18 protein-coding genes are annotated in these 18,621 nt (G+C 66.9%); 6 read left to right on the top strand and 12 right to left on the bottom strand.

All coding sequences use genetic code 11. The annotated features are described in order from the left end of the window. The 3 genes from GC106_RS34465 to GC106_RS34455 all read left to right on the top strand — a co-directional run. The coding region (locus GC106_RS34465; protein ID WP_173139248.1) for an HNH endonuclease signature motif containing protein at positions 1–935 on the top strand (935 nt) is incomplete at its 5' end. Between the two features lie 17 nt (positions 936–952). Next, positions 953–1,774, top strand: a complete 822-nt coding sequence (locus tag GC106_RS34460) for a helix-turn-helix domain-containing protein (protein ID WP_312873110.1) — start codon at positions 953–955, stop codon at positions 1,772–1,774. A 16-nt stretch (positions 1,775–1,790) separates the two neighbouring features. After that, positions 1,791–1,973, top strand: a complete 183-nt coding sequence (locus GC106_RS34455) for a DUF397 domain-containing protein (RefSeq protein ID WP_312873109.1) — start codon at positions 1,791–1,793, stop codon at positions 1,971–1,973. On the opposite strand, the gene GC106_RS34450 is transcribed toward GC106_RS34455, so the two are convergent. The 4 genes from GC106_RS34450 to polA are packed head-to-tail and all read right to left on the bottom strand — an operon-like array spanning position 1,948 to position 7,175. After that, positions 1,948–2,481 (bottom strand): Rossmann-fold NAD(P)-binding domain-containing protein, encoded by a 534-nt coding sequence (locus GC106_RS34450; protein ID WP_173139246.1) that lies wholly within the window; start codon positions 2,479–2,481, stop codon positions 1,948–1,950. The two genes, GC106_RS34455 and GC106_RS34450, sit on opposite strands and share 26 nt — an antisense overlap. Positions 2,482–2,518: 37 nt before the next feature. Continuing rightward, complete coding sequence (locus GC106_RS34445) at positions 2,519–3,760, bottom strand: Gfo/Idh/MocA family protein (protein WP_173139244.1); 1,242 nt, start codon at positions 3,758–3,760, stop codon at positions 2,519–2,521. Positions 3,761–3,793: 33 nt separating this feature from the next. Further along, positions 3,794–4,432, bottom strand: coding sequence for a 5,6-dimethylbenzimidazole synthase (gene bluB, locus GC106_RS34440; protein WP_173139242.1), 639 nt, complete (start codon positions 4,430–4,432; stop codon positions 3,794–3,796). A gap of 28 nt (positions 4,433–4,460) precedes the next feature. Continuing rightward, positions 4,461–7,175: a DNA polymerase I gene (polA, locus tag GC106_RS34435; RefSeq protein ID WP_312873106.1), complete on the bottom strand. Its 2,715-nt coding sequence runs from the start codon at positions 7,173–7,175 to the stop codon at positions 4,461–4,463. Between the two features lie 66 nt (positions 7,176–7,241). Between polA and GC106_RS34430 the strand changes: the two genes are divergently transcribed. Together GC106_RS34430 and GC106_RS34425 are read left to right on the top strand one after the other, a co-directional pair. Continuing rightward, the gene (locus GC106_RS34430; protein WP_173139238.1) at positions 7,242–7,628 is read left to right on the top strand and encodes a PaaI family thioesterase; all 387 of its coding nucleotides are present in this window, start codon (positions 7,242–7,244) and stop codon (positions 7,626–7,628) included. A gap of 1 nt (position 7,629) precedes the next feature. Then, positions 7,630–8,556, top strand: coding sequence for a LysR family transcriptional regulator (locus GC106_RS34425; RefSeq protein ID WP_173139236.1), 927 nt, complete (start codon positions 7,630–7,632; stop codon positions 8,554–8,556). A 45-nt stretch (positions 8,557–8,601) separates the two neighbouring features. Here the strand turns inward: GC106_RS34425 and GC106_RS34420 are convergent, their stop codons facing one another. The 7 genes from GC106_RS34420 to GC106_RS34390 form a co-directional block, all read right to left on the bottom strand. Continuing rightward, positions 8,602–9,447 (bottom strand): SgcJ/EcaC family oxidoreductase, encoded by an 846-nt coding sequence (locus tag GC106_RS34420; protein WP_173139234.1) that lies wholly within the window; start codon positions 9,445–9,447, stop codon positions 8,602–8,604. Between the two features lie 101 nt (positions 9,448–9,548). Beyond that, positions 9,549–10,310 carry a prolyl oligopeptidase family serine peptidase gene (locus GC106_RS34415; RefSeq protein ID WP_173139224.1) on the bottom strand — a complete coding sequence of 254 codons (762 nt, stop codon included), beginning with the start codon at positions 10,308–10,310 and terminating at the stop codon, positions 9,549–9,551. 128 nt (positions 10,311–10,438) lie between these two features. Beyond that, positions 10,439–11,155 (bottom strand): ABC transporter ATP-binding protein, encoded by a 717-nt coding sequence (locus GC106_RS34410; protein ID WP_173139222.1) that lies wholly within the window; start codon positions 11,153–11,155, stop codon positions 10,439–10,441. Further along, positions 11,152–11,985 carry an ABC transporter ATP-binding protein gene (locus tag GC106_RS34405; protein WP_173139220.1) on the bottom strand — a complete coding sequence of 278 codons (834 nt, stop codon included), beginning with the start codon at positions 11,983–11,985 and terminating at the stop codon, positions 11,152–11,154. Before GC106_RS34405 ends, GC106_RS34410 begins: the two co-directional genes overlap by 4 nt. Further along, positions 11,982–13,715: a branched-chain amino acid ABC transporter permease gene (locus GC106_RS34400; protein ID WP_173139218.1), complete on the bottom strand. Its 1,734-nt coding sequence runs from the start codon at positions 13,713–13,715 to the stop codon at positions 11,982–11,984. The genes GC106_RS34405 and GC106_RS34400 overlap by 4 nt, the downstream gene beginning before the upstream one ends. Next, entirely contained in the window at positions 13,712–14,629 is a 918-nt protein-coding gene (locus GC106_RS34395) for a branched-chain amino acid ABC transporter permease (protein ID WP_173139216.1), read from the bottom strand. The genes GC106_RS34400 and GC106_RS34395 overlap by 4 nt, the downstream gene beginning before the upstream one ends. A 103-nt stretch (positions 14,630–14,732) precedes the next feature. Then, positions 14,733–15,974 (bottom strand): branched-chain amino acid ABC transporter substrate-binding protein, encoded by a 1,242-nt coding sequence (locus tag GC106_RS34390; RefSeq protein ID WP_173139214.1) that lies wholly within the window; start codon positions 15,972–15,974, stop codon positions 14,733–14,735. 213 nt (positions 15,975–16,187) lie between these two features. Between GC106_RS34390 and GC106_RS34385 the strand changes: the two genes are divergently transcribed. Next, positions 16,188–18,008, top strand: a complete 1,821-nt coding sequence (locus tag GC106_RS34385) for a hypothetical protein (RefSeq protein WP_173139212.1) — start codon at positions 16,188–16,190, stop codon at positions 18,006–18,008. On the opposite strand, the gene GC106_RS34380 is transcribed toward GC106_RS34385, so the two are convergent. After that, on the bottom strand, positions 18,001–18,597 hold the full coding sequence (locus GC106_RS34380) for an ANTAR domain-containing response regulator (protein WP_173139210.1): 597 nt from the start codon (positions 18,595–18,597) through the stop codon (positions 18,001–18,003). The two genes, GC106_RS34385 and GC106_RS34380, sit on opposite strands and share 8 nt — an antisense overlap. Positions 18,598–18,621 lie beyond the last annotated feature (24 nt).

Raw genomic sequence — 18,621 nt, 5'->3', positions numbered from 1 at the left:
GACAGGTGGAGGTCATCCGGAAGTTTGTGGGCAGCCTCGACCATGTGGAGCCCGAAAAGGTTGCTCTGGCTGAAGAGTTGATGGTCGAGCGTGCTGCCGAGGACGACCCGAATGCTTTGGCCCGGTATGGGGAGCGGTGGGTGCGTGATGTCATCGACCCGGATGGCGCGGCGCCTGAGGACGATGAGCCGCAGCGGCCGGAGCGAGAACTGCGGCGGCATATCTTTCGCGACGGGCGGATGGAGTTCAAGGGACGGTTGGATGCTGAGACCGCCGCTCTGTTCGACGCGCTGCTTGCGCCGTTTGAGAAGCGCGAAGCGGACGACACGCGCGAGTATGCCGAGCGTGGCGGCGACGCCTTCGCCGATGTCCTGCAGAAGGCAGCCAACTGTCCCGACTTGCCGACGCACAACGGGTACAAGACCGAAGTTGCCTTCACGATCTCGATGGATGAGCTGAAGAAGTCCGTGGACGATCGGGTGTTGCCGGGCACTCGGTTGACTGCGGGCGAGGCGCGGCGGATTGCCTGCGACGCGCATGCGCTGCCTGCCGTGATGGGCGGGGATTCCAAGCCACTCGACGTCGCCGTTCCGGCCTATGTGGTACCTGCGCATATCCGGCGTGGGTTGGTGCTTCGGGATCGCGGGTGCGCGTTCCCGGGGTGCGACCGGCCTGCCAGCGTGTGCCACAGTCACCACATCAAGTCCTGGTTGCGCGGCGGACCGACCGCTCTGAGCAACCTCGTGCTCCTGTGTGGACAACACCATCGGCTCGTTCACCGCAGCGAGTGGGAGGTGAGGCTCGACGGAGGCATCGCCTGGTTCACTCCACCGGACTACGTCGATCCCGTACGTACACCGAGAAGGAACCACTTACACCAGGCGGTGAGATTCCCAGTTGTGTACCCCGCCGATGTAAAGATGCGCGGAGGGTGAGCACAAAGGAGTTTGCCGTGACGGAGCCGAGTCGTTCCACGTTCCTGCGCCGCAAGCTGGGCGCCAAGCTGAAGAGGATGCGCGAACAGGCCAAGATGTCGTTGGATGACGCGGCTCCGCGGCTGGACAAGACGAGAAGCACGCTGCACCGGATAGAGAAAGGAGAGACTAGGGCGGACGTTCACCTGATCCGGTCGATGATGGACGTGTACGACATCTTCGACGCGGATCTGGTGGAGGAGGCACGCGCCGCCGCCAAGACGCCCTGGTATCGCGCCTATGGCTTCAAGGACCTGGGTTATGTCGACGTGGAGACCGAAGCTGCCCGGGTAAGAGAGTTTCAGCCGGTCGACATCTCAGGGCTGTTGCAGACGCCTGCCTACATGCGCGCGCTTTTCGACGCTTACCATCGTGGCGGACCGCTCACGATGGAAAACGACCTGAAGGTCAGAAGCATCCGCAGGCGTCGCCTGACCAGCAAGGATCGGCCGCTTCAACTGACTTCGCTGATCTATGAGGCAGCCCTGCATCGAGAGGTCGGCGGTGCAGAGGTCATGCGCGAACAACTCCGGCACCTGGTGGAAGTGTCGGAGCTACCCACCGTGACCCTCCAGATCGTCCCGCTCAAGGCGCTATATGTCCCCAACGGTGTGTTCACCCTGCTCGGCTTCGAAGACCCAGCGGACCCGGAAATGCTCTATGTCGAATACCCCACCGGGTCACTGCACATCGAAGACGAATCCGAGGTTCACGAAGCTAAACTGGTCTTCGAGCAGGTGCACGCGAAGTCGTTGAGCCCGACCGATTCGGTTGCCCTGATCGAGCGACTGATCTCATGACAACAAGGGACTGACCGTGGAACTGACCTGGCGAAAGAGCAGCCGCAGCAGCGCCCAGACCAACGCGTCCTGCGTCGAGATCGCTCGCTTACCGCACGGCTCCGCCGTCCGTGACTCCAAGAATCCCACCGCTGGGATTCTGACCTTTCCCGCGGCGCACTGGCAGGACTTCCTCAGTGCAGCGCGGTCCAGGGCCTGAACTCACCCACCTGGTGCACGGCGGGCTGGCGGCCGTCCAGCGCGCGGCGGACTCCGGCCATCACGCCGTCCGCGGTTTCGCGATGGGTGAGCCACCGTGTCCTGCCCGCGTTCCTCCGGAAACCCAGGACCACCTGCTGCGTGGGGTGGCCTGACAACACCGGCTCCGGGCAGCCTTGCAGGGGGTTCGCCGAGGCACTGCCGTGCACTTCAACCACCGGGCAGTCCGCTTTCAGCAGCGGGCTCACCGCGCGGAGCACCGGCACCCGGAAGCTCCCGCGCACCCAGGCGACCAGCAGGTCCGCCTCGCCACCCAGTGCGATACGTGTCCGCTCAGCCAGTTCGTCCGGCTGAGCCCAGTCAGCTTGAACCCAGACCGCCCCATGGGTGTCCAACGGCCGCCGCCGGCTCGGAGAGACCACATACCAGCCTTCGCTGGTCAACACCTCCACGCAACCAGCGAGCATGCCCGTCCCACCCAGGACCAGCGCGCGACGTTGCGACGGCATCGTCCCAGGCTACCGAGCCGGGCCCGAAAGGCAACAGTTAACGAAGTGTCAGGTTCAGGAGATCAGCCGTTCGGACGGGTTCGCCGGTCACGAAACTCTGGTTCGCCGCGAACCCGGTCACCAGCGACAGCGCGCCATCACGGTGGTCCGCCTTGCGGTGCAACGGATCGGGCGACGAGTCCGCGAACAGTGCCTTGACCATCCGCTGATCGGCCCCACCGTGGTCCTCTCGCACGAAATCCAGCGGGATCGTGTACGGCTTCTTCCAGAACGGGTGCACGGTCAGCTTCGCCCAGGACTCCTCGCTCGTCTCACCCAGGCTGACGTGGTCGTTCTCCACGACCTCCAGCTCGAGCCTGCCTTTGCTGCCGTTGACCATCAACCGGTAGCCCTCCCACGGCGAGTAGGCCGTCAGGTGGTACGTCAGGCTCGCGCCCGAGGCGTACCGCACCAGCACCGCCATGTCGTCCTCAATGGACACGCCTGGGCCGAAGGCGTTCTGGTCCCGGTGGTACCCGTCCTCGTGCTCGGCGTCGAGGTACAGCTTGGAGAGCCACGGGTCCTTCTCGAGGTGGATGGCGAACGGGTCCGCGGCCGCTTCCGGCGACCTGCTGGCGCGTTCGTAGTTCCGCTCGTAGCCGTGTGGCTGGCCGTCGCCGTAGAAGAACAGCCTTCCCTGGGTGTAGACGACTTCGGGCGTCGAGCCGACCCACCAGTTCAGCAGATCGAAGTGGTGGGAGGCCTTGTGCACCATCAGGCCGCCGGAGTTCGCCTTGTCGCGGTGCCAGCGGCGGAAGTAGTCCGCGCCGTGCCGCACGTCGAGCAGCCACTCGAAGTGCACCGACCCGATCTGCCCGATCTCTCCCCCGCTCAGCAGTTCGCGGACCTTCTCGTGGATCGGGTTGTAGCGGTAGTTGAACGTGACCGTCAGGTCGCCGTCGTTGCGGTCGACCGCTTCGAGGATCTTGACGCAGCTGGGCACGTCGACCGTCATCGGCTTCTCGGTGATCACGCTGCGCCCGGCGTCCAGGGCTTCGACGATGTACGTCTCGTGGAACCGGTCCACGGTCGTCACGATCACCGTGTCGACCTGGCGTTCGTCGAGCATCCTGAGGAAGTCGCCGGGATGGTGGGCCGGCACCGGCTCGGCCAGCAGCGCGTTGTGCGCCGCCATCCTGGTCTCGTTCACGTCGGCGAGCGCCACGAGCCCGTTGTCCGCCAGCGCGCGGACGTACAGCTTCGCGCGATTGCCCGTGCCCACCAGTGCGTAGCGTTTCATGCCGCCCCCGAAACTTTTCGAAAACGTTTACATCTACGCTAGCGGATCACGTCGCGATCCGAAACGCTCTTGGTGCAGCACGTCCTCTAACGGCAGGCGACGGCGCCAGCCGTGCCGCTCCAGATCCGGCACGTCGTGGACCTGCGAGACCGGGCCGAGGCACAGCCACGCCACCGGACGGATCGGCTCGGGGATGTCCAGCAGTTCGCGCAGGAACTCCTCCCGGTAGAAACTGACCCAGCCGACGCCGAGCCCTTCGACGGTCGCGGCCAGCCACAGGTTCTGGATCGCCAGGCACACCGAGTACAGGCCCGCGTCGGCGATCGCGTGCCTGCCCAGCACCGCGGGCGCGCCTTTCGCCGGGTCGTACGTGACCACGAGCGACAGCGTCGACTCGAGGATGCCCTCCACCTTGATCCTGCTGAAGGTCCGCGCGCGTTCGCCGGTCAGCTGATCGGCGAAGACCGCCCGCTCCTCGGCGACGTGATGCTGGAAAGCCTTGCGGGTCACCGGATCACGCACGATCACGAAGTCCCACGGCTGGCTTAAGCCGACGCTGGGCGCCGCGTGCGCGGCGCCCAGCACCCGCCTCAGGACCTCGTCGGCCACCGGTTGCCCGGTGAATTCGGCTCGCACGTCCCGCCGCCGGGTGATCACCTCATAAAAATCCACGCCGGGACACTAACGCCCCGCTTGCGCGCTAGTGGGCGGCGTCGTTCCAGGAGCGGCCGAAGCCGACGGAGACGTCGAGGGGGACGTCGAGGTGGTAGGCGCTGCCCATGCCGTCGCGGACGAGTTCCTCGACGGCCTTCTTCTCGTCGGCGACGACCTCGAGGACGAGCTCGTCGTGCACCTGCAGCAGCATCCGGGATTTCAGGCCCGCGTCCTTGAGCTTCCTGTGCACGTTGAGCATCGCGACCTTGATGATGTCGGCGGCGCTGCCCTGGATCGGCGCGTTGAGGGCCATCCGCTCGGCCATCTCGCGGCGCTGCCGGTTGTCGGAGTTGAGGTCCGGCAGGTAGCGGCGGCGGCCGAAGATGGTCTCGGTGTACCCCTCGCGCCTGGCCCTGTCCACAATGGACGTCAGGTAGTCGCGGATTCCGCCGAACCGCTCGAAGTACTCCTCCATCAGGCCGCGGGCCTCTTCGGTGGAGATCCGCAGCTGTTGCGAGAGGCCGAAGGCGGACAGGCCGTACGCCAGGCCGTAGTTCATCGCCTTGACCTTGGCCCGCTGGGAACCGCTGACCTCGGTGGGCTCGACGGAGAACACGCGCGCGGCGGTCGCGGCGTGGAAGTCGAAGCCGGAGTTGAACGCCTCGACCAGGCCCTCGTCGCGCGACAGGTGCGCCATGATGCGCATCTCGATCTGCGAGTAGTCGGCCGTCATCAGTTCGGAGTAACCCGCGCCGACCACGAACGCGTCCCGGATCCGGCGGCCCTCGTCCGTCCTGATCGGAATGTTCTGCAGGTTCGGCTCGGTGGACGACAGGCGCCCGGTGGCCGCGATGGTCTGGTTGTACGTGGTGTGAATCCGGCCGTCGTCGGCCACCGACTTGATCAGGCCATCCACAGTGGTCTTCAGACGGGTCGCGTCGCGGTGCTCGAGCAGGTGCTGCAGGAACGGGTGCGCGGTCGTCTCGAACAACGTCGTCAACGCGTCGGCGTCGGTGGTGTAGCCGGTCTTGGTCTTCTTGGTCTTCGGCATCTGCAGTTCGTCGAACAGCACGACCTGCAGCTGCTTCGGCGAACCGAGGTTGATCTCCTTGCCGATCACGCCGTACGCCGCCTGCGCGGCCTCCTTGACCCGGGCGGCGAAGTGCGCCTCCAGCGAGGCCAGGTGCTCCATGTCGATGCAGATGCCGATGCCCTCGATCTCGGCGAGCACCTGCAGCAACGGCAGTTCCATCTCGGCCAGCAGCTTCGCGCCGCCGGTCGCCTCGACCTCGGTGAACAGTGCCTCGGCGAGTTCGGCGACGGCACGCGCCCGGACGACCTCCGTGGCGGCGAGCTTCTCGCTCTCGTCGGCTTCGTCGAACATCGACAGCTGCCGCTCGCCCTCGACCTCCTCGACGCGCAGCTCCCGCTTCAGATGCCGCAGCACGAGGTCGTCGAGCGAGAACGACCGCTGACCCGGCCGCACCAGATAGGCGGCCAGCTCGGTGTCCATCACCAGGCCGCCGAGTTCCCAGCCGCGCTGGGCCAGCCCGTGTAGCGCGAGCTTGACGGCGTGCGCGACCTTCGGCACAGCGGGATCGGCCAGCCACGCGGTGAGCGCGCGCTCGTCTCCTTCACGCAACGCCGTGACGTCGATGAAGGTTCCATCCCCGTCGACACCGGCCACGGTTATCGACTGGAGATCCACCGCGCCGGGCCCGCCGGTGTGGCGAAACGCCAGGCCAGTGCGCCTGCCGGCGGGTGCGTGCTCGGCCAGCCAGGCGCCGAGTTCACCCTCTTCGACGCTCGTCGCCTTGACTTCGAAGCCCGATTCTGCTTCCGGCTCCGGCGCCTGCAGGCTCTGGAACAGCCGGTCGCGCAGCACCCGGAACTCCAGCTCGTCGAACAGCCGGTGCACCGCGTCGCGGTCCCACGCCTGCGCGACCAGGTCCGCGGGCTTCGCCGGAAGATCGAGATCCCGCACCAGCTGGGTGAGCTCCCGGTTGAGCACGACCGAGGACACGTTCGCCCGCAGGTTGTCGCCGACCTTGCCCTTGACCTTGTCAACCTGGTCGATCAGGTTGTCCAGCGAGCCGTACTCCTGGATCCACTTGGTGATCGTCTTCTCCCCCACGCCGGGGATCTTCGGCAGGTTGTCCGAGGGGTCGCCGCGCAGCGCCGCGAAGTCCGGGTACTGGGCAGGCGTCAGGCCGTACTTCGCCTCGACGGTCTCCGGGGTGAACCGGGTCATCTCGGACACGCCACGCGACGGGTACAGCAACGTGGTGTGCTCGGTGACCAGCTGGATCGCGTCACGGTCGCCGCTACAGATGACGACGTCGAAACCGCCCTCGGTCTCCGCCTGCGTGGCCAGGGTGGCGATGATGTCGTCGGCCTCGTAGTTCTCCTTGGTCAGCATCGGGATGTTCAGTGCGCGCAGCACGTCCTCGATCAGGCTGACCTGGCCCTTGAACTCGTCCGGCGTGGCGCTCCGGTTGGCCTTGTACTCGGTGTACTTCTCACTGCGGAAGGTCTTGCGGGACAGGTCGAAGGCCACCGCGACGTGCGTGGGTTTCTCGTCGCGCAGCAGGTTGATCAGCATCGACGTGAAGCCGAAAACGGCATTCGTGTGCTGCCCGGTGCCGGTCTGGAAGTTCTCCTTCGGCAGGGCGTAGAAGGCTCGGTAGGCCATCGAATGGCCATCTATCAGGAGGAGTCGATGCTGCTGGTCTGCCACGCGAGCGAGTCTAGGCCGACCCACCGACAGTTTTACTCGGGCCTTGCATACCCTCTAGTGGTTGCGTACGGAAACTTTCGGAGGACCCGCATGGGGGAGCTCGACGAGCAGCTCAACGACAAGATGGGCATCGAGATCATCGACTGGAATCCCGACCGGGTCGTGGCGACCATGCCCGTGAAGGGCAATCGGCAGCCGTACGGCCTGATGCACGGAGGCGCGAACGCGGTGCTGGCCGAGGCGGTCGGCTCGGTCTGCGCGGCGCTGAAGTCGGGTATGCAGCCCACTGTCGGTCTCGAACTGTCGTGCACCCACCACCGCGGCGTGCGGGAAGGACTGGTGACGGCCGTGGCCACGCCGTTGCACGTCGGCCGCAGCACGGTCACCGTGGACATCGTGATCACCGACGAGTCCGACCGCCGCACCTGTACCGCGCGGCTGACCTGCATGGTGTTGCAGTCCGCCCCGGGCTCGTGAGGTGGATCTCGACCTTGCCCAGGTCAGGGCGTTCGTCGTCACGGCTGACCAGCGGCATTTCAGCCGGGCGGCGGAAGCGCTGTTCCTGACCCAGCAGGCGTTGTCGAAACGGATCAAACGACTCGAGGAATCGCTGAACACGCAGCTGTTCTCGCGAACGAACCGTGCGGTCGAGCTGACCGAGGACGGCCGGAAGTTCCTGGCGCACGCGCGTGAGCTGATCAGGGTCGCGGACGCCGCCGTCGTCGCTCTGGGTGACCGGCCGCTGCGGCTGGACCTGATCGACTTCCGCCTCGCCCCCTCGTCCATCCTGCGCAAACTCGCCGAGAACGACCCGGAGCTCGTCGTCGAACGCAGCGCCCTGCAAGGCCTGGGCAACGCCATCGAGCCGCTGCTCAACGGCGAGCTGGACGTGGCGTTCGGCTACGTCGGCGGCATCGGCAGGCCACTGCCGGACGAGCTGGACCACCGGGTGGTCCGCCTGGAGCCGTTGCTGGCCTTGTTGCCGCCCGAGCACCCGCTGGCCGGGCACGACGAGGTCCGGATCGAGGACCTCCGTGACGAAGGCCTGTGGCTGCCGTCCCGGAAAAGCCCGACCGAGTGGCGCACGTACATGCACCAGCTCGGCAGCAGTCTCGGACTGTGGGTGGACGACAGCGGGATCAGTTACGACCTGAGGCACACGCTGGAGCAGGCCCGGTACGGCAGACCGCGGGTCACGCTGGTCGGCGCGGACATGGACCTGCCGCGCGACCTCAACCTGGCGGTGCTGCCGTTCAAGCCGCTGCCGCTGTTCCCGTGGTCGGTCGTGTGGCACAGGCAGAACAAGCGGCCGGCCCTCCGCGACCTGCTCGCCCTGGTGCGCAGGACAAGCCACGCGGAGGGCTGGTGCTCCTACGCCCCGGAAACCTCCTGGCTCCCCTCGTGAGTGTTTATCAGGGTTAGAACACGGATAAACACTCACGAGAGGTTTTCAGGGGATGGGGACGTAGCGGGTGTTCTGGAAGGATTCCTGCTGCCACTCGCCGTGCCGCCGCACCAGGATGTTTGTGTTGCGGGACAAGGAATCCGGGCGGCATTCGGTGCTCGGCGGGACCAGCTGGCAGCCGGTCCGCACGACCACCGCGACGTCCTTGCCGACGTACCTGACGTGCTCGCCGAGCGTCTTCAACCGGGTCTTGTCGATGTAGTTGTCGAAGTAGAACTGCATCCGCTCGGCGATCCCCTGGCGGGTCTTCAGGTGATCGGCGTTGAACGTCACGACGTCCGCGTCCTTGGTGTACGTGGACGCGAACTTCGCGCCGTCCTCCTCGTACCAGCCATCTTCCTGCCGTTGCCGGATCTGGTCGATCGTCCCGGCGTACGGCTTGGGTTCCGGCATCGCCACGACCCCGGGCGGAAGCGGCTCGACCCTGGTGTTCTGGAACGACTCCTGCGCCCATTTACCGTCCTTTTTGGACAGTACGTTGGTGTTGCGGGACAGCGATCCCGCACGGCAGTCCGTCGCCTCGACGATGCACGTGAGGCGCACGATGACCACGAGATCCCGCTTGGCGTACCGGACGTGTTCGTCCAGCAGTTTCAACCGCGAGGTCGGGATGTGATTGTCGAAGTAGTACTGCATTCCCTCGGCGATGCCTTTCCTGGTGGAAAGGTGCTCGCCGTTGAACGTGACCATGTCGCCGTTCTCGGTGAAGGTCGCGGCGAACTTGGCCCCGTCCTCCTCGTACCAGGCGTCGTACTGCTGCTTGAGAATCCGCGCGAACTGGGCCCCGTCGTCCCCGGACGCGCCGGCCGAAGTACCGATCCCCAGTGCCATTACCATTGTGCCGACCACTGCGGCAGCTTTTCTCCCCAACATGCCGCCAAGCTAGGCAGGCGACGGCGGTGGAGTCGTCCCCCAGGAGTTGCGAGTGCCGGTCAACCCGCGATGTACTTGGCGAACCACCGGGTGAACTCGGCGTCGACCCGCTCGGCGTCCCGGCCCACGACCTCGTGCCGCATGCCCGGGATCGTCACGAGCTCGGAACCGGCGATCTCCTTGTGCCCCAACGCGGCTGGCTCGCGCACCGCGATGTCGTCGTCCGAGCCGACCACTATCAGCAGCGGCACGTGGATCTCGTCCGCGCGACGCACGAAGTCGTAGTGCTCGGCGACCTCGCGGGATTCCTCGCTCCAGGTGTACGTGATCTCGAAGCGCCGCTCGTTGGCGGCGATCAATGGGGCCAGCTGCGTCACCGGGCTCACCACAGCGCCCGCCGCGATCGGAACGTCGCCCCTGGCAATGACTTCGTACGCCACCATCGAGCCCGCCGAACCACCGGCGACGGACACCGGACCGTCCGAAATGGACAGTTGCGCACGCAGTGCGGCCACCGCGGCCGGGAACTCGTCGGCCGCCTGCCGTGTCACCGGCCCGAACACGTTGAGCACCGCGTCCTGCGCCGACAACGCGAAGAACTCCTCGTCGCCGCCGGGCAGCGCCCGCCGTCCCGACATCGGAAGTCCGAAGTAGACGCGCCACGCCGGCAGGTCGTTCATCGGCAGCGCGGACGCCATCTCGGCCTCGGTCCGGGGCGCGTCCATCAAGTGCCACGTCACCACGAGCGGCGCGGGCCCGTCGACGCCCGCGGGCTTGAGAGCCACGAACGGAACACCCGCCGCGATACCGGTGATGCTCATTTTTCCTACTCCCTGTTCTCGGCTGATACGTCCAGCAAACAGCCTGGTCAGGGGGTACGTCCAACAGCCATGACGGCCTTGAGCACAACCGGCGGTTGTGATCACGCACAACCGCCGGTTGTGACCGGCTATCCCTCGCCGAGGTAGGCGGCCCGCACCCGCTGGTCGGCCAGCAGGTCGGTGCCGGGTCCCTCCAGGGTGGTGGAACCGAGGTCGATCACGTACCCGCGGTCCGACAAGGCCAAGGCCGCCAGCGCGTTCTGCTCGACCAGGAGGATGGTCGTGCCCTGCGACTGGAGTTCCTTGATCGTGTCGAAGATCCGCTGGGTCATGATCGGCGACAGGCCCATCGACGGCTCGTCGAGCATCAGCAGCTTCGGCTTGGACATCATCGCCCGGCCGATCGCCAGCATCTGCTGCTCACCACCGGAGAACAGGCCCGCCTTGTTGTGCCGCCGCTCGCCGAGCACGGGGAACAGCTCGTACACGCGCCGCATGTCGGCTTCGATCCCGGCGGCATCGTCGCGGACGTACGCACCGAGCTGCAGGTTCTCCTCGACCGTCATCCGGCCGAACAGCCTGCGGCCCTCCGGGCTGTGCGCGATGCCGCTGGCCAGGATCTCGTGCGCGGCCTTGCGGTGGATCGGCTCGCCGCGGAACAGGATGTCGCCGCGGGTCGGGCGCAGCAGACCGGAGATGGTCCGCAGCGTCGTGGTCTTGCCCGCGCCGTTGGCCCCGATGAGGCTGACGACCTGGCCTTCCTCCACGGAGAACGACACGTCACGGACGGCCTCGATGGCGCCGTAGGCGACGCTGAGGTTGCGAACCTCCAGCAACGGACTCACTGGTTCACTCCCTTGTCGTGCCCGCCGAGCAGTTCGGCCGCGTGCTGCACCTCGGCCTGTACTTCCTCCGGCGGCTTGCCCAGGTACGCCTCGATCACGTGCGGATCGTTCCGCACGACCTCGGGCGGTCCCTCGACCAGCAGCTTGCCCTGCACCAGCACGGACACGTGGTCGCACAGGCCGAAGATGAACTTCGTGTCGTGCTCGATCACCACGACCGACACACCGAGGTCGCGGATCTTGAAGATCAGCTGCCTGGTCGCCTCGGTCTCCTGCGGGTTCATGCCCGCCGTCGGCTCGTCGAGCAGCAGCACCTGCGGGTCCGTGGCCAGCGCACGGGCGATCTCCAGCCGCCGCTGGTCACCGTAGGGCAGGTTGCGGGCGAGTTCGTCGCCCGCGCGGCCGATGCCCGCGAAGGCCAGCAGCTCCTTCGCGCGGTCCCGGGCCTCGTTCTCGCCCTTGCGGAACCGCGGGCCACGGAAGATCGTGGCGATCGGGCCCTGCTTCATCCGGGCGTGCCGCCCGACCATGACGTTCTCCACCGCGGTCATGTTCGGGAACAGCCGGATGTTCTGGAACGTCCGGGCGATGCCCGCGATCGTGACCTGCGCCGGGTCGCTCGGCAACTGCCTGCCGTTCAGCAGCACCTGGCCCTTGCTGGGCGTGTACAGGCCGGTCAGGCAGTTGAAGAACGTCGTCTTGCCCGCGCCGTTCGGGCCGATCAGCCCGACGATCTGGCCGCGGTCCAGGGTCAGCGAGACCTCGGACAGCGCGGTCAGGCCGCCGAAGATCATCGTGACGTCCTGCGCCCTGAGAATCGGAGCGGTCATCGCGCCGGCACCTCCTGCGGCCTCGGCTGTTCCGGTTCGTCACCGGGTGTCTCGGCCAGCGTGTGGCCCTCGGCGTCCTCCCCGGCCAGCTCCGCTCTGCGGTGCCGGTCGGGGATGAGACCCTGCGGCCGGAACCGCATGATCAGGATCAGCGCCAGACCGAAGATCAGCAGGCGGTAGTCGGAGAACGCCCTGAGCTTCTCCGGCAGCACGAACAGCAGCGACGCGCCGAGCACCGCGCCGGGGATCGAGCCCATGCCACCGAGGATGACCGCCGCGAGCAGCGTCACCGACTCCATGAACAGGAAGCTCTCGTAGCCGACCGTGCTGGTCTTGTGCGCGAACACCGCACCGGCGATACCGGCCAGGACCGCGCCGCAGAGGAACGCGAGGATCTTGGCCTTGCCGGTCTTGATGCCCATCGCGCGGGCCGCGTCCTCGTCCTCCCGGATGGCGATCCAGGCACGGCCCATCCGGCTGTTCTTGAGGTTGGCGAACACCGCCATGACGGCGGCGATCAGCACGACGATCAAGAAGTAGTACAGCACGCCGGACGGCAGCGGGGTGCCGAACAGGGTGATCGACTCGTTGTACGCGGTGCCGTCGAACCACTGCAGCGGCGGGATGTTGGGGATCGAGTTCGACCCACCGGTCAGCCCGCCGATGTTGTTGCGCGCGGCGATCTGGAAGATCTCGCCGAACGCCAGCGTCACGATCGCCAGGTAGTCACCCCGCACCCGCAGCGTCGGCGAACCGACCACCGCGCCGAAGATGCCCGCGATCGCCGCGGAGATGATCACCACGAGGTAGAACGGCAGGTGGATGCCCAGTGAGGACGCCGCGGCGCCGGACAGGTTCGCCGCGACGAACGCGCCGATGCCCAGGAACGCCACGTACCCGAGGTCCAGCAGGCCCGCCAGGCCGACCACGATGTTCAGGCCGATGGCGGTCGCGGCGTACACACCGATGTTGGCGGCCACCGTCATCCAGTACTCGGTACCGGCGTTGGTGAACGGCAACAGGAACGCGCACAGCAGCAGCACGATGATGCTGAACGCGCGGTGCTTCTCGGACAGCTTCGAGATCCAGCGCAGGATGCCCAGCCCGGCGGCCGCGGCCATCAGGCCACCGCCGAACCCGAGGAACGACAGGAACATCGGGCCCGAGTACGGGTTGGCCGCACCGCCCTGACCACCGGCAGTCAGCGTCAGCGAGACGACGTACAGCAGGACGGCGAACGAGACCAGCAACCCGAGGTACTCGACCGGGGTCGGCAGGTTCGTCTTCCAGCGCGGGATCTCCTCCAGCGGCTGGCCGAAGGTGCCCAGGATCAGCAGCCCGCCGGCGACCAGCGCGGCGACGCTGCCGAAGGCGGACGCGCCGTCGGCGGCCGTGACCGCGCCGAGGCCGCCGCCCTCGGCCGTGATGAACAGGAAGTTGACCAGGCCGATCGCCGCGACGCCGAAGCCGAGTCCACGCAGGACGCGACGCTGCGCGGGCACCTTCACCACCGAGCACACCAAGGCCACGATGCCGACGAGGAACAGTTCCCACCGGAAACCGGTGAGCGCGAAGGGCGCGTCGAAGAACTGCAGCGTCGCCTTGTCCGGCCACGCGCCCTTGTTGAGCACGAACGTCGTCCACGGCAACATGGCCGCGACGATCGCCAGCACCGCACCGGCGATGCCCAGGATCCGCGCGATCGGCGGGCTCAGGAACGTCTTGGTCATGCCCGCACCCTTTCGGTCTCACCGAACAGGCCCTGCGGCCGGAAGACCAGGACCGCGATCAGCACGACGAAGATCCAGACGTAGTCGTACTGCGTCCCGCCGGGCAGGTACTGGCCGGCGATGGTCTTGACCAGGCCGATGATGAACCCGCCGATGACCGCGCCGCGGATGCTGCCGATCCCGCCGAGCACGGCCGCGGTGAACGCGAAGATGCCGTTCTGGAACCCGATGTCGATGCTGATGTTCGTCAGGTGGATGCCGTAGAGCACGCCGGCGACACCGGCCAGCACGGCGCCGATCGCGAACGTCAGCACGATCGTGCGGTCCGGGTTGATGCCCATCAGCCGGGCGACGTCCGGGTCCTGCGCGGTGGCGCGCATCGCCCGGCCCATCCGCGACTTGTTGATGTAGATCTGCAGCAGCGTGGTGAGCACGATCGTCACCACGATGAGCAGCAGACCCGTCTTCGGGAACACGACCGGGCCGATGTCGATGTTGCCCGCCAGGAAGGCCTTCGGGAACGGCAGTGGCGCCGTCGCCCCCGGGTACCACAGCCGGACGGCCTCCTTGAGGGCCACCGACACACCGAGCGCGGTGATCAGCGGTGCGAGTCTCGGCGCGTTGCGCAGCGGCTTGTACGCGAGCCGCTCGATGATCAGGGCGAGCACCATGGAGACCACCGCCCCGGCGATCACCATCAGCGGCAACGTGATGTACCACGTGCCCTTCACACCCTCGGGAATCACCCAGGTGAACGTGGCCAGCGCGCCGAACGCGCCCACCATGAAGATCTCACCGTGCGCGAAGTTGATCAGCTGCACGATGCCGTACACCATGGTGTACCCGAGTGCGATCAGACCGACAGTTCCACCGAGGATCAACCCGTAGACCAGCTGCTGTAGCAGCGTTGTCACAATCTACCTCCAACAAGGCGGGGGCAGGCCATCCCGTGACCTGCCCCCGCCAGACCACCCCGCCGATCGGGCGGAGCTTGCTAGTCCGCTATTCGGTTGTCACTCAGCTGTCGAGCTTGCCGGTCTCGACCGGCTCGAACTTGCCGTTGTTCACCTGGTACACGGTGAGCAACTTGTTGGTGCTGTCGCCGTACTGGTCGAACGCGATGTCGCCGTTCGCGCCCTTCTGCTTGTACGACTGCACGTTCTTGATCAGGGTCTCCCGCTGCGAGTCGCTCCAGTCGGCGTTGGCCAGCGTCGTGGCCAGCGCGCCGATCAGGGCGTTGGTCGCGTCGTAGGACATGCTGCCGTACGCGCTGTAGCCCTGGTCCTTCGGGAACTTGGCGTTGTAGGCGTCGATGAAGGCCTTGGCCTCCGGCAGCTTGTCAGCCGGGGCGCCCACCGAGGTGGCCAGGTCGCCCTGGGTGGCCGCGCCGCCCAGCTTGCCGTAGGTGTCGTCGACGATGCCGTCGCCGCCCATCAGCGGGATGTTCAGGCCGGCTTCCTTGATCTGCTTGGACAGCGGGCCGGCCGCACCGTACTCACCGCCGTAGTAGACGGCCTCGGGGGCCAGCGGCTTGATCTTGCCGATCACGCCGGAGAAGTCGGTGTCCTTCTCGCCGACCTTCTCACGGGCGACGATGGTGGCGCCGTTGGCCTTGGCCTTCGCCTCGAACTCGTTGGCGAGGCCCTCGCCGTAGGTCTTGCCGTCGGCGATCACGGCGATCTTCTTCTTGCCGGCCTTCTGGACCAGGTAGTTGGCCGCGAACGGGCCCTGGCTGTCGTCCGTGGTGCACACCCGGAAGTAGGTGTCGAACTGGCGCTTCGGCGCGTTCTTGTAGTCCTCACCGCGGGTCAGCGTGGGGCTGGTGTTCGCCGGGGAGATCTGGACGATCTTCTTGCCGGAGAGAATCGGCTGGACGGTCTGCGACGTCGAGGAGTTCAGCGTGCCGATGACGCCGACCGTGTTCGGGTCCGACGACAGCTTGGTGGCGGCCTGGCCGGCCTTCTGCGGGTTCTTCTCGTCGTCCTGCGGGTCGAGAACCAGCTTGTAGCCCTTGACGGTGCACTTCTCGTTGGCCTGGTCGACAGCGAGCTGGGCGGAGTTACGGATACCGACACCCAGCGCGGTCAATTCGCCACTGAGTGGAGCGATCACACCGACGGTCAGAGTACCTTTGCTGGTGTCGCACTGATTTCCACCGGCAGCATTCCCACCCGGGGTTTCCGATTTATTGGTGCTGCACGAAGTAATCAACAGAGCGCCAGCCGCGAGTACAGCAGCTGTAGCTACTTTCTTACGCACGAGACAATCCTCCTCGGTGCCGAGCCACGTAAATACGCAACCCGCATTTCGCCCCCGCCTGCGAGGAGCGCTGGGCGGAACTTAGGCGATGGACCAGCCGACAGTCAGCCATCCGTGCGAGAGCGTAACCAGAACGCAACGTTCGCGTACGTTCAGCGGACACTTCGCAGTTCCGGCTAACTGCTGGCGTCGCCGTAGCATAGACTGCCCGGGATGACTCGACGCGCCCGCATTAGCGTTTGGGTCCTCGGCGCCGCCCTGCTATTGGGGACGATCATCCTGTTGCGCAACGAGACCGGGCCGTCCGAACCGGTCGGTTTCCCGGGTTTCGCTGTGGACGCGGTGGATCCACCGCGTCCGGCGCAGTCGGTACCTCCGCCTGGCCCAGTACGGATGTCGCCTGGACCTGGGCGTCTGCGGCTGGCGTGGGCCGACGGTGTGGCCGGCGGACAGCCGCTTGACGGCGTGACGGGATACGAAGTCCGCTGGGACAACCAGGTTCGGCTGGTGGCGCAGCCGGTCGTCCAGCTGGACGGGCTGGCCGAACGCGAGCACCACGTCGAAGTGCGGTCGGTGGACCCGTTCGGCAGGCGGTCCGAGCCGGTCCGGGTGACCGGAATGCCTTCGAGGGCAGCGCCTCTGCCCCTTGGTCACGTCGACGAGTTCGATTCGGCGGACTCCGTGCACTCGGAGGTTCCCGGATCGAAATGGCACGTGTCGGGTTACAAGGGCTGTATCGACCTGGCTTCCGAACATAGCAAGCTAATTGTGCAGTTCGGCTGCGGCGCCGACGACGTCGTACTGCGGTCGCGGGCCGCGTTCCGGCTTGCCGGGGGAAACGGCAGGCTGACCGTGGTGACCGACGCGGCCGGGCCCCGTGGCGGGCTGAATCTCGACTTCGTGCCCGGGCCCGCGGATCGGGTGGGCTCGCGCGGCAATCCCTCCCCCGCGCTGCCGCCCGGGACGATCCGCGTTTCCATTTCGGACGGTGGTGCCCGGCTGTTCACCGGGCCCGGCATGGGCCGTGGCACGTTCATGCCAATTTCGGCGCCCGCGGCCACCCGGGGAAGCGGTGTGCTGCACCGGTTCGACGTGGTGTTCACGCCGGCCGGAACGCAGGTGTTCCAAGACGATTCGCTGGTGGTCAGCAGTGACGTCGTGCCGCCGTGGGCCACGTCGACGGTGCTGGTGGGGATGATCGGACCTCCGGGCAGGCTGAGCCGTGCGCACGTGGACGCGGTGGGGATGTCGGCGGTCGTGCCGCCCGCGGAGCAGGTCGTGGAATTCGGGGCGGTGTTCGGCACGCAGCGGGTGCTTCGCCCGCAGGAGAACGCTCCCAGCATCGGCGTGAGCCGTCAGCCGATGCTCGGCGCGTCCGCCGTGCGGGTGCGCACCACCGTGACGCTGGGCGCGGGCGCGGATCCGCACGGCATGTCGTTGCAGGTCGGTGATCGAACCGTGCCAATGGTTCCGGCGACACCAGGGCCACCGGCGGAGCCGGGCTCGAACGTGACGCTGGTGGCGCAGCTGCCGCCGGACCTGTTGGCCGGCGACACGGCCTCGTTGAGCCCGTTGGTGATCCGCGGTCAGGGCACCGGCGCGGTGCTGGAGTCCTATTTGGAGATAGTCGGCACGGCGCCGTCCGCACGGCTGCCCGACCCGCGGCTGGCCAACCGCGTACCGGCGCTGCCGACGGTGAACGTGCGGTTGCGTGACGTGAACGGAATCGATCTGGGAAAAACGGCGTCCGCGAACGCGCCATTCCAGTTGGAAATCGTCCTGGACCCGAAGCTGGCACAACGCGACGCGGACGAGGTGGCGGCGGTCCGCGGAATCGAGGTGTTCCTGAACGAAAGACGAATAGCCGCGGTGCCGACGGATTTGCAAGGTCCCGCGGTGGGCGGGACCTATCGGCTGACGGTGCGGGCGGCGGATGAATTGCCGGGAGATCAGACGGTGGAGGTCCGATTACACCCGGCGGATCAGAGCAGGCAGCCGCAATCGACGTCCGTGGGCATAGCCCTGATCAACTGAGGTTTTCGACAACCGCCTCGGCCACGGCCTTCATGGTGGTGCGGCGGTCCATGGCGGTGCGCTGGATCCACCGGAACGCCTCGGGCTCGGTGAGGCTCTGCTTGCTCATCAGCAGGCCCTTGGCCCGCTCGACGACCTTGCGCGTCTCCAGGCGGTCGGTGAGGCCGGCGACCTCGTTCTCCAGGGCCTGCATCTCGGAGAACCGGCTGACCGCCAGTTCGATGGCGGGCACGAGATCATGCTTGGCGAACGGCTTGACCAGGTAGGCCATCGCGCCGGCGTCCCGCGCCCGCTCGATCAGCTCACGCTGGGAGAAGGCGGTGAGGATCACCACGGGGGCGACGCGGTCGCCGACGATGCTGGAGGCCGCCTCGATACCGTCCATCTTGGGCATCTTGACGTCGAGGATGACCAGGTCGGGCTTGAGCTCGGTGGCCAGCCGCACGGCCTCTTCGCCATCCGCGGCCTGGCCCGCGACCTCGTAGCCCTCTTCGTTCAGCATCTCGACGAGATCAAGCCGGATGAGCGCCTCATCCTCGGCGACGAGCACGCGCCGCTGCACACGGGCCTCGGTAGCCACTTCGGTCACCGGGGTCCTCCTGTCGCTGGTAGG

It is taken from the genome of Kibdelosporangium persicum (assembly GCF_013280595.1).
Taxonomy (GTDB): Bacteria; Actinomycetota; Actinomycetes; order Mycobacteriales; family Pseudonocardiaceae; genus Kibdelosporangium; species Kibdelosporangium persicum.
The sequence above is the reverse complement of the archived record's forward strand: the minus strand, read 5'-3'. Positions and strand labels throughout refer to the sequence as shown.

Coding starts and splice junctions, on each gene's coding strand:
- GC106_RS34450 (WP_173139246.1), bottom strand. CDS start 2,481: ATGCCGTCGCAACGTCGCGCGCTGGTCCTGGGTGGGACGGGCATGCTC.
- GC106_RS34445 (WP_173139244.1), bottom strand. CDS start 3,760: ATGAAACGCTACGCACTGGTGGGCACGGGCAATCGCGCGAAGCTGTAC.
- GC106_RS34430 (WP_173139238.1), top strand. CDS start 7,242: ATGGGGGAGCTCGACGAGCAGCTCAACGACAAGATGGGCATCGAGATC.
- GC106_RS34420 (WP_173139234.1), bottom strand. CDS start 9,447: ATGGCACTGGGGATCGGTACTTCGGCCGGCGCGTCCGGGGACGACGGG.
- GC106_RS34415 (WP_173139224.1), bottom strand. CDS start 10,310: ATGAGCATCACCGGTATCGCGGCGGGTGTTCCGTTCGTGGCTCTCAAG.
- GC106_RS34405 (WP_173139220.1), bottom strand. CDS start 11,985: ATGACCGCTCCGATTCTCAGGGCGCAGGACGTCACGATGATCTTCGGC.
- GC106_RS34400 (WP_173139218.1), bottom strand. CDS start 13,715: ATGACCAAGACGTTCCTGAGCCCGCCGATCGCGCGGATCCTGGGCATC.
- GC106_RS34385 (WP_173139212.1), top strand. CDS start 16,188: ATGACTCGACGCGCCCGCATTAGCGTTTGGGTCCTCGGCGCCGCCCTG.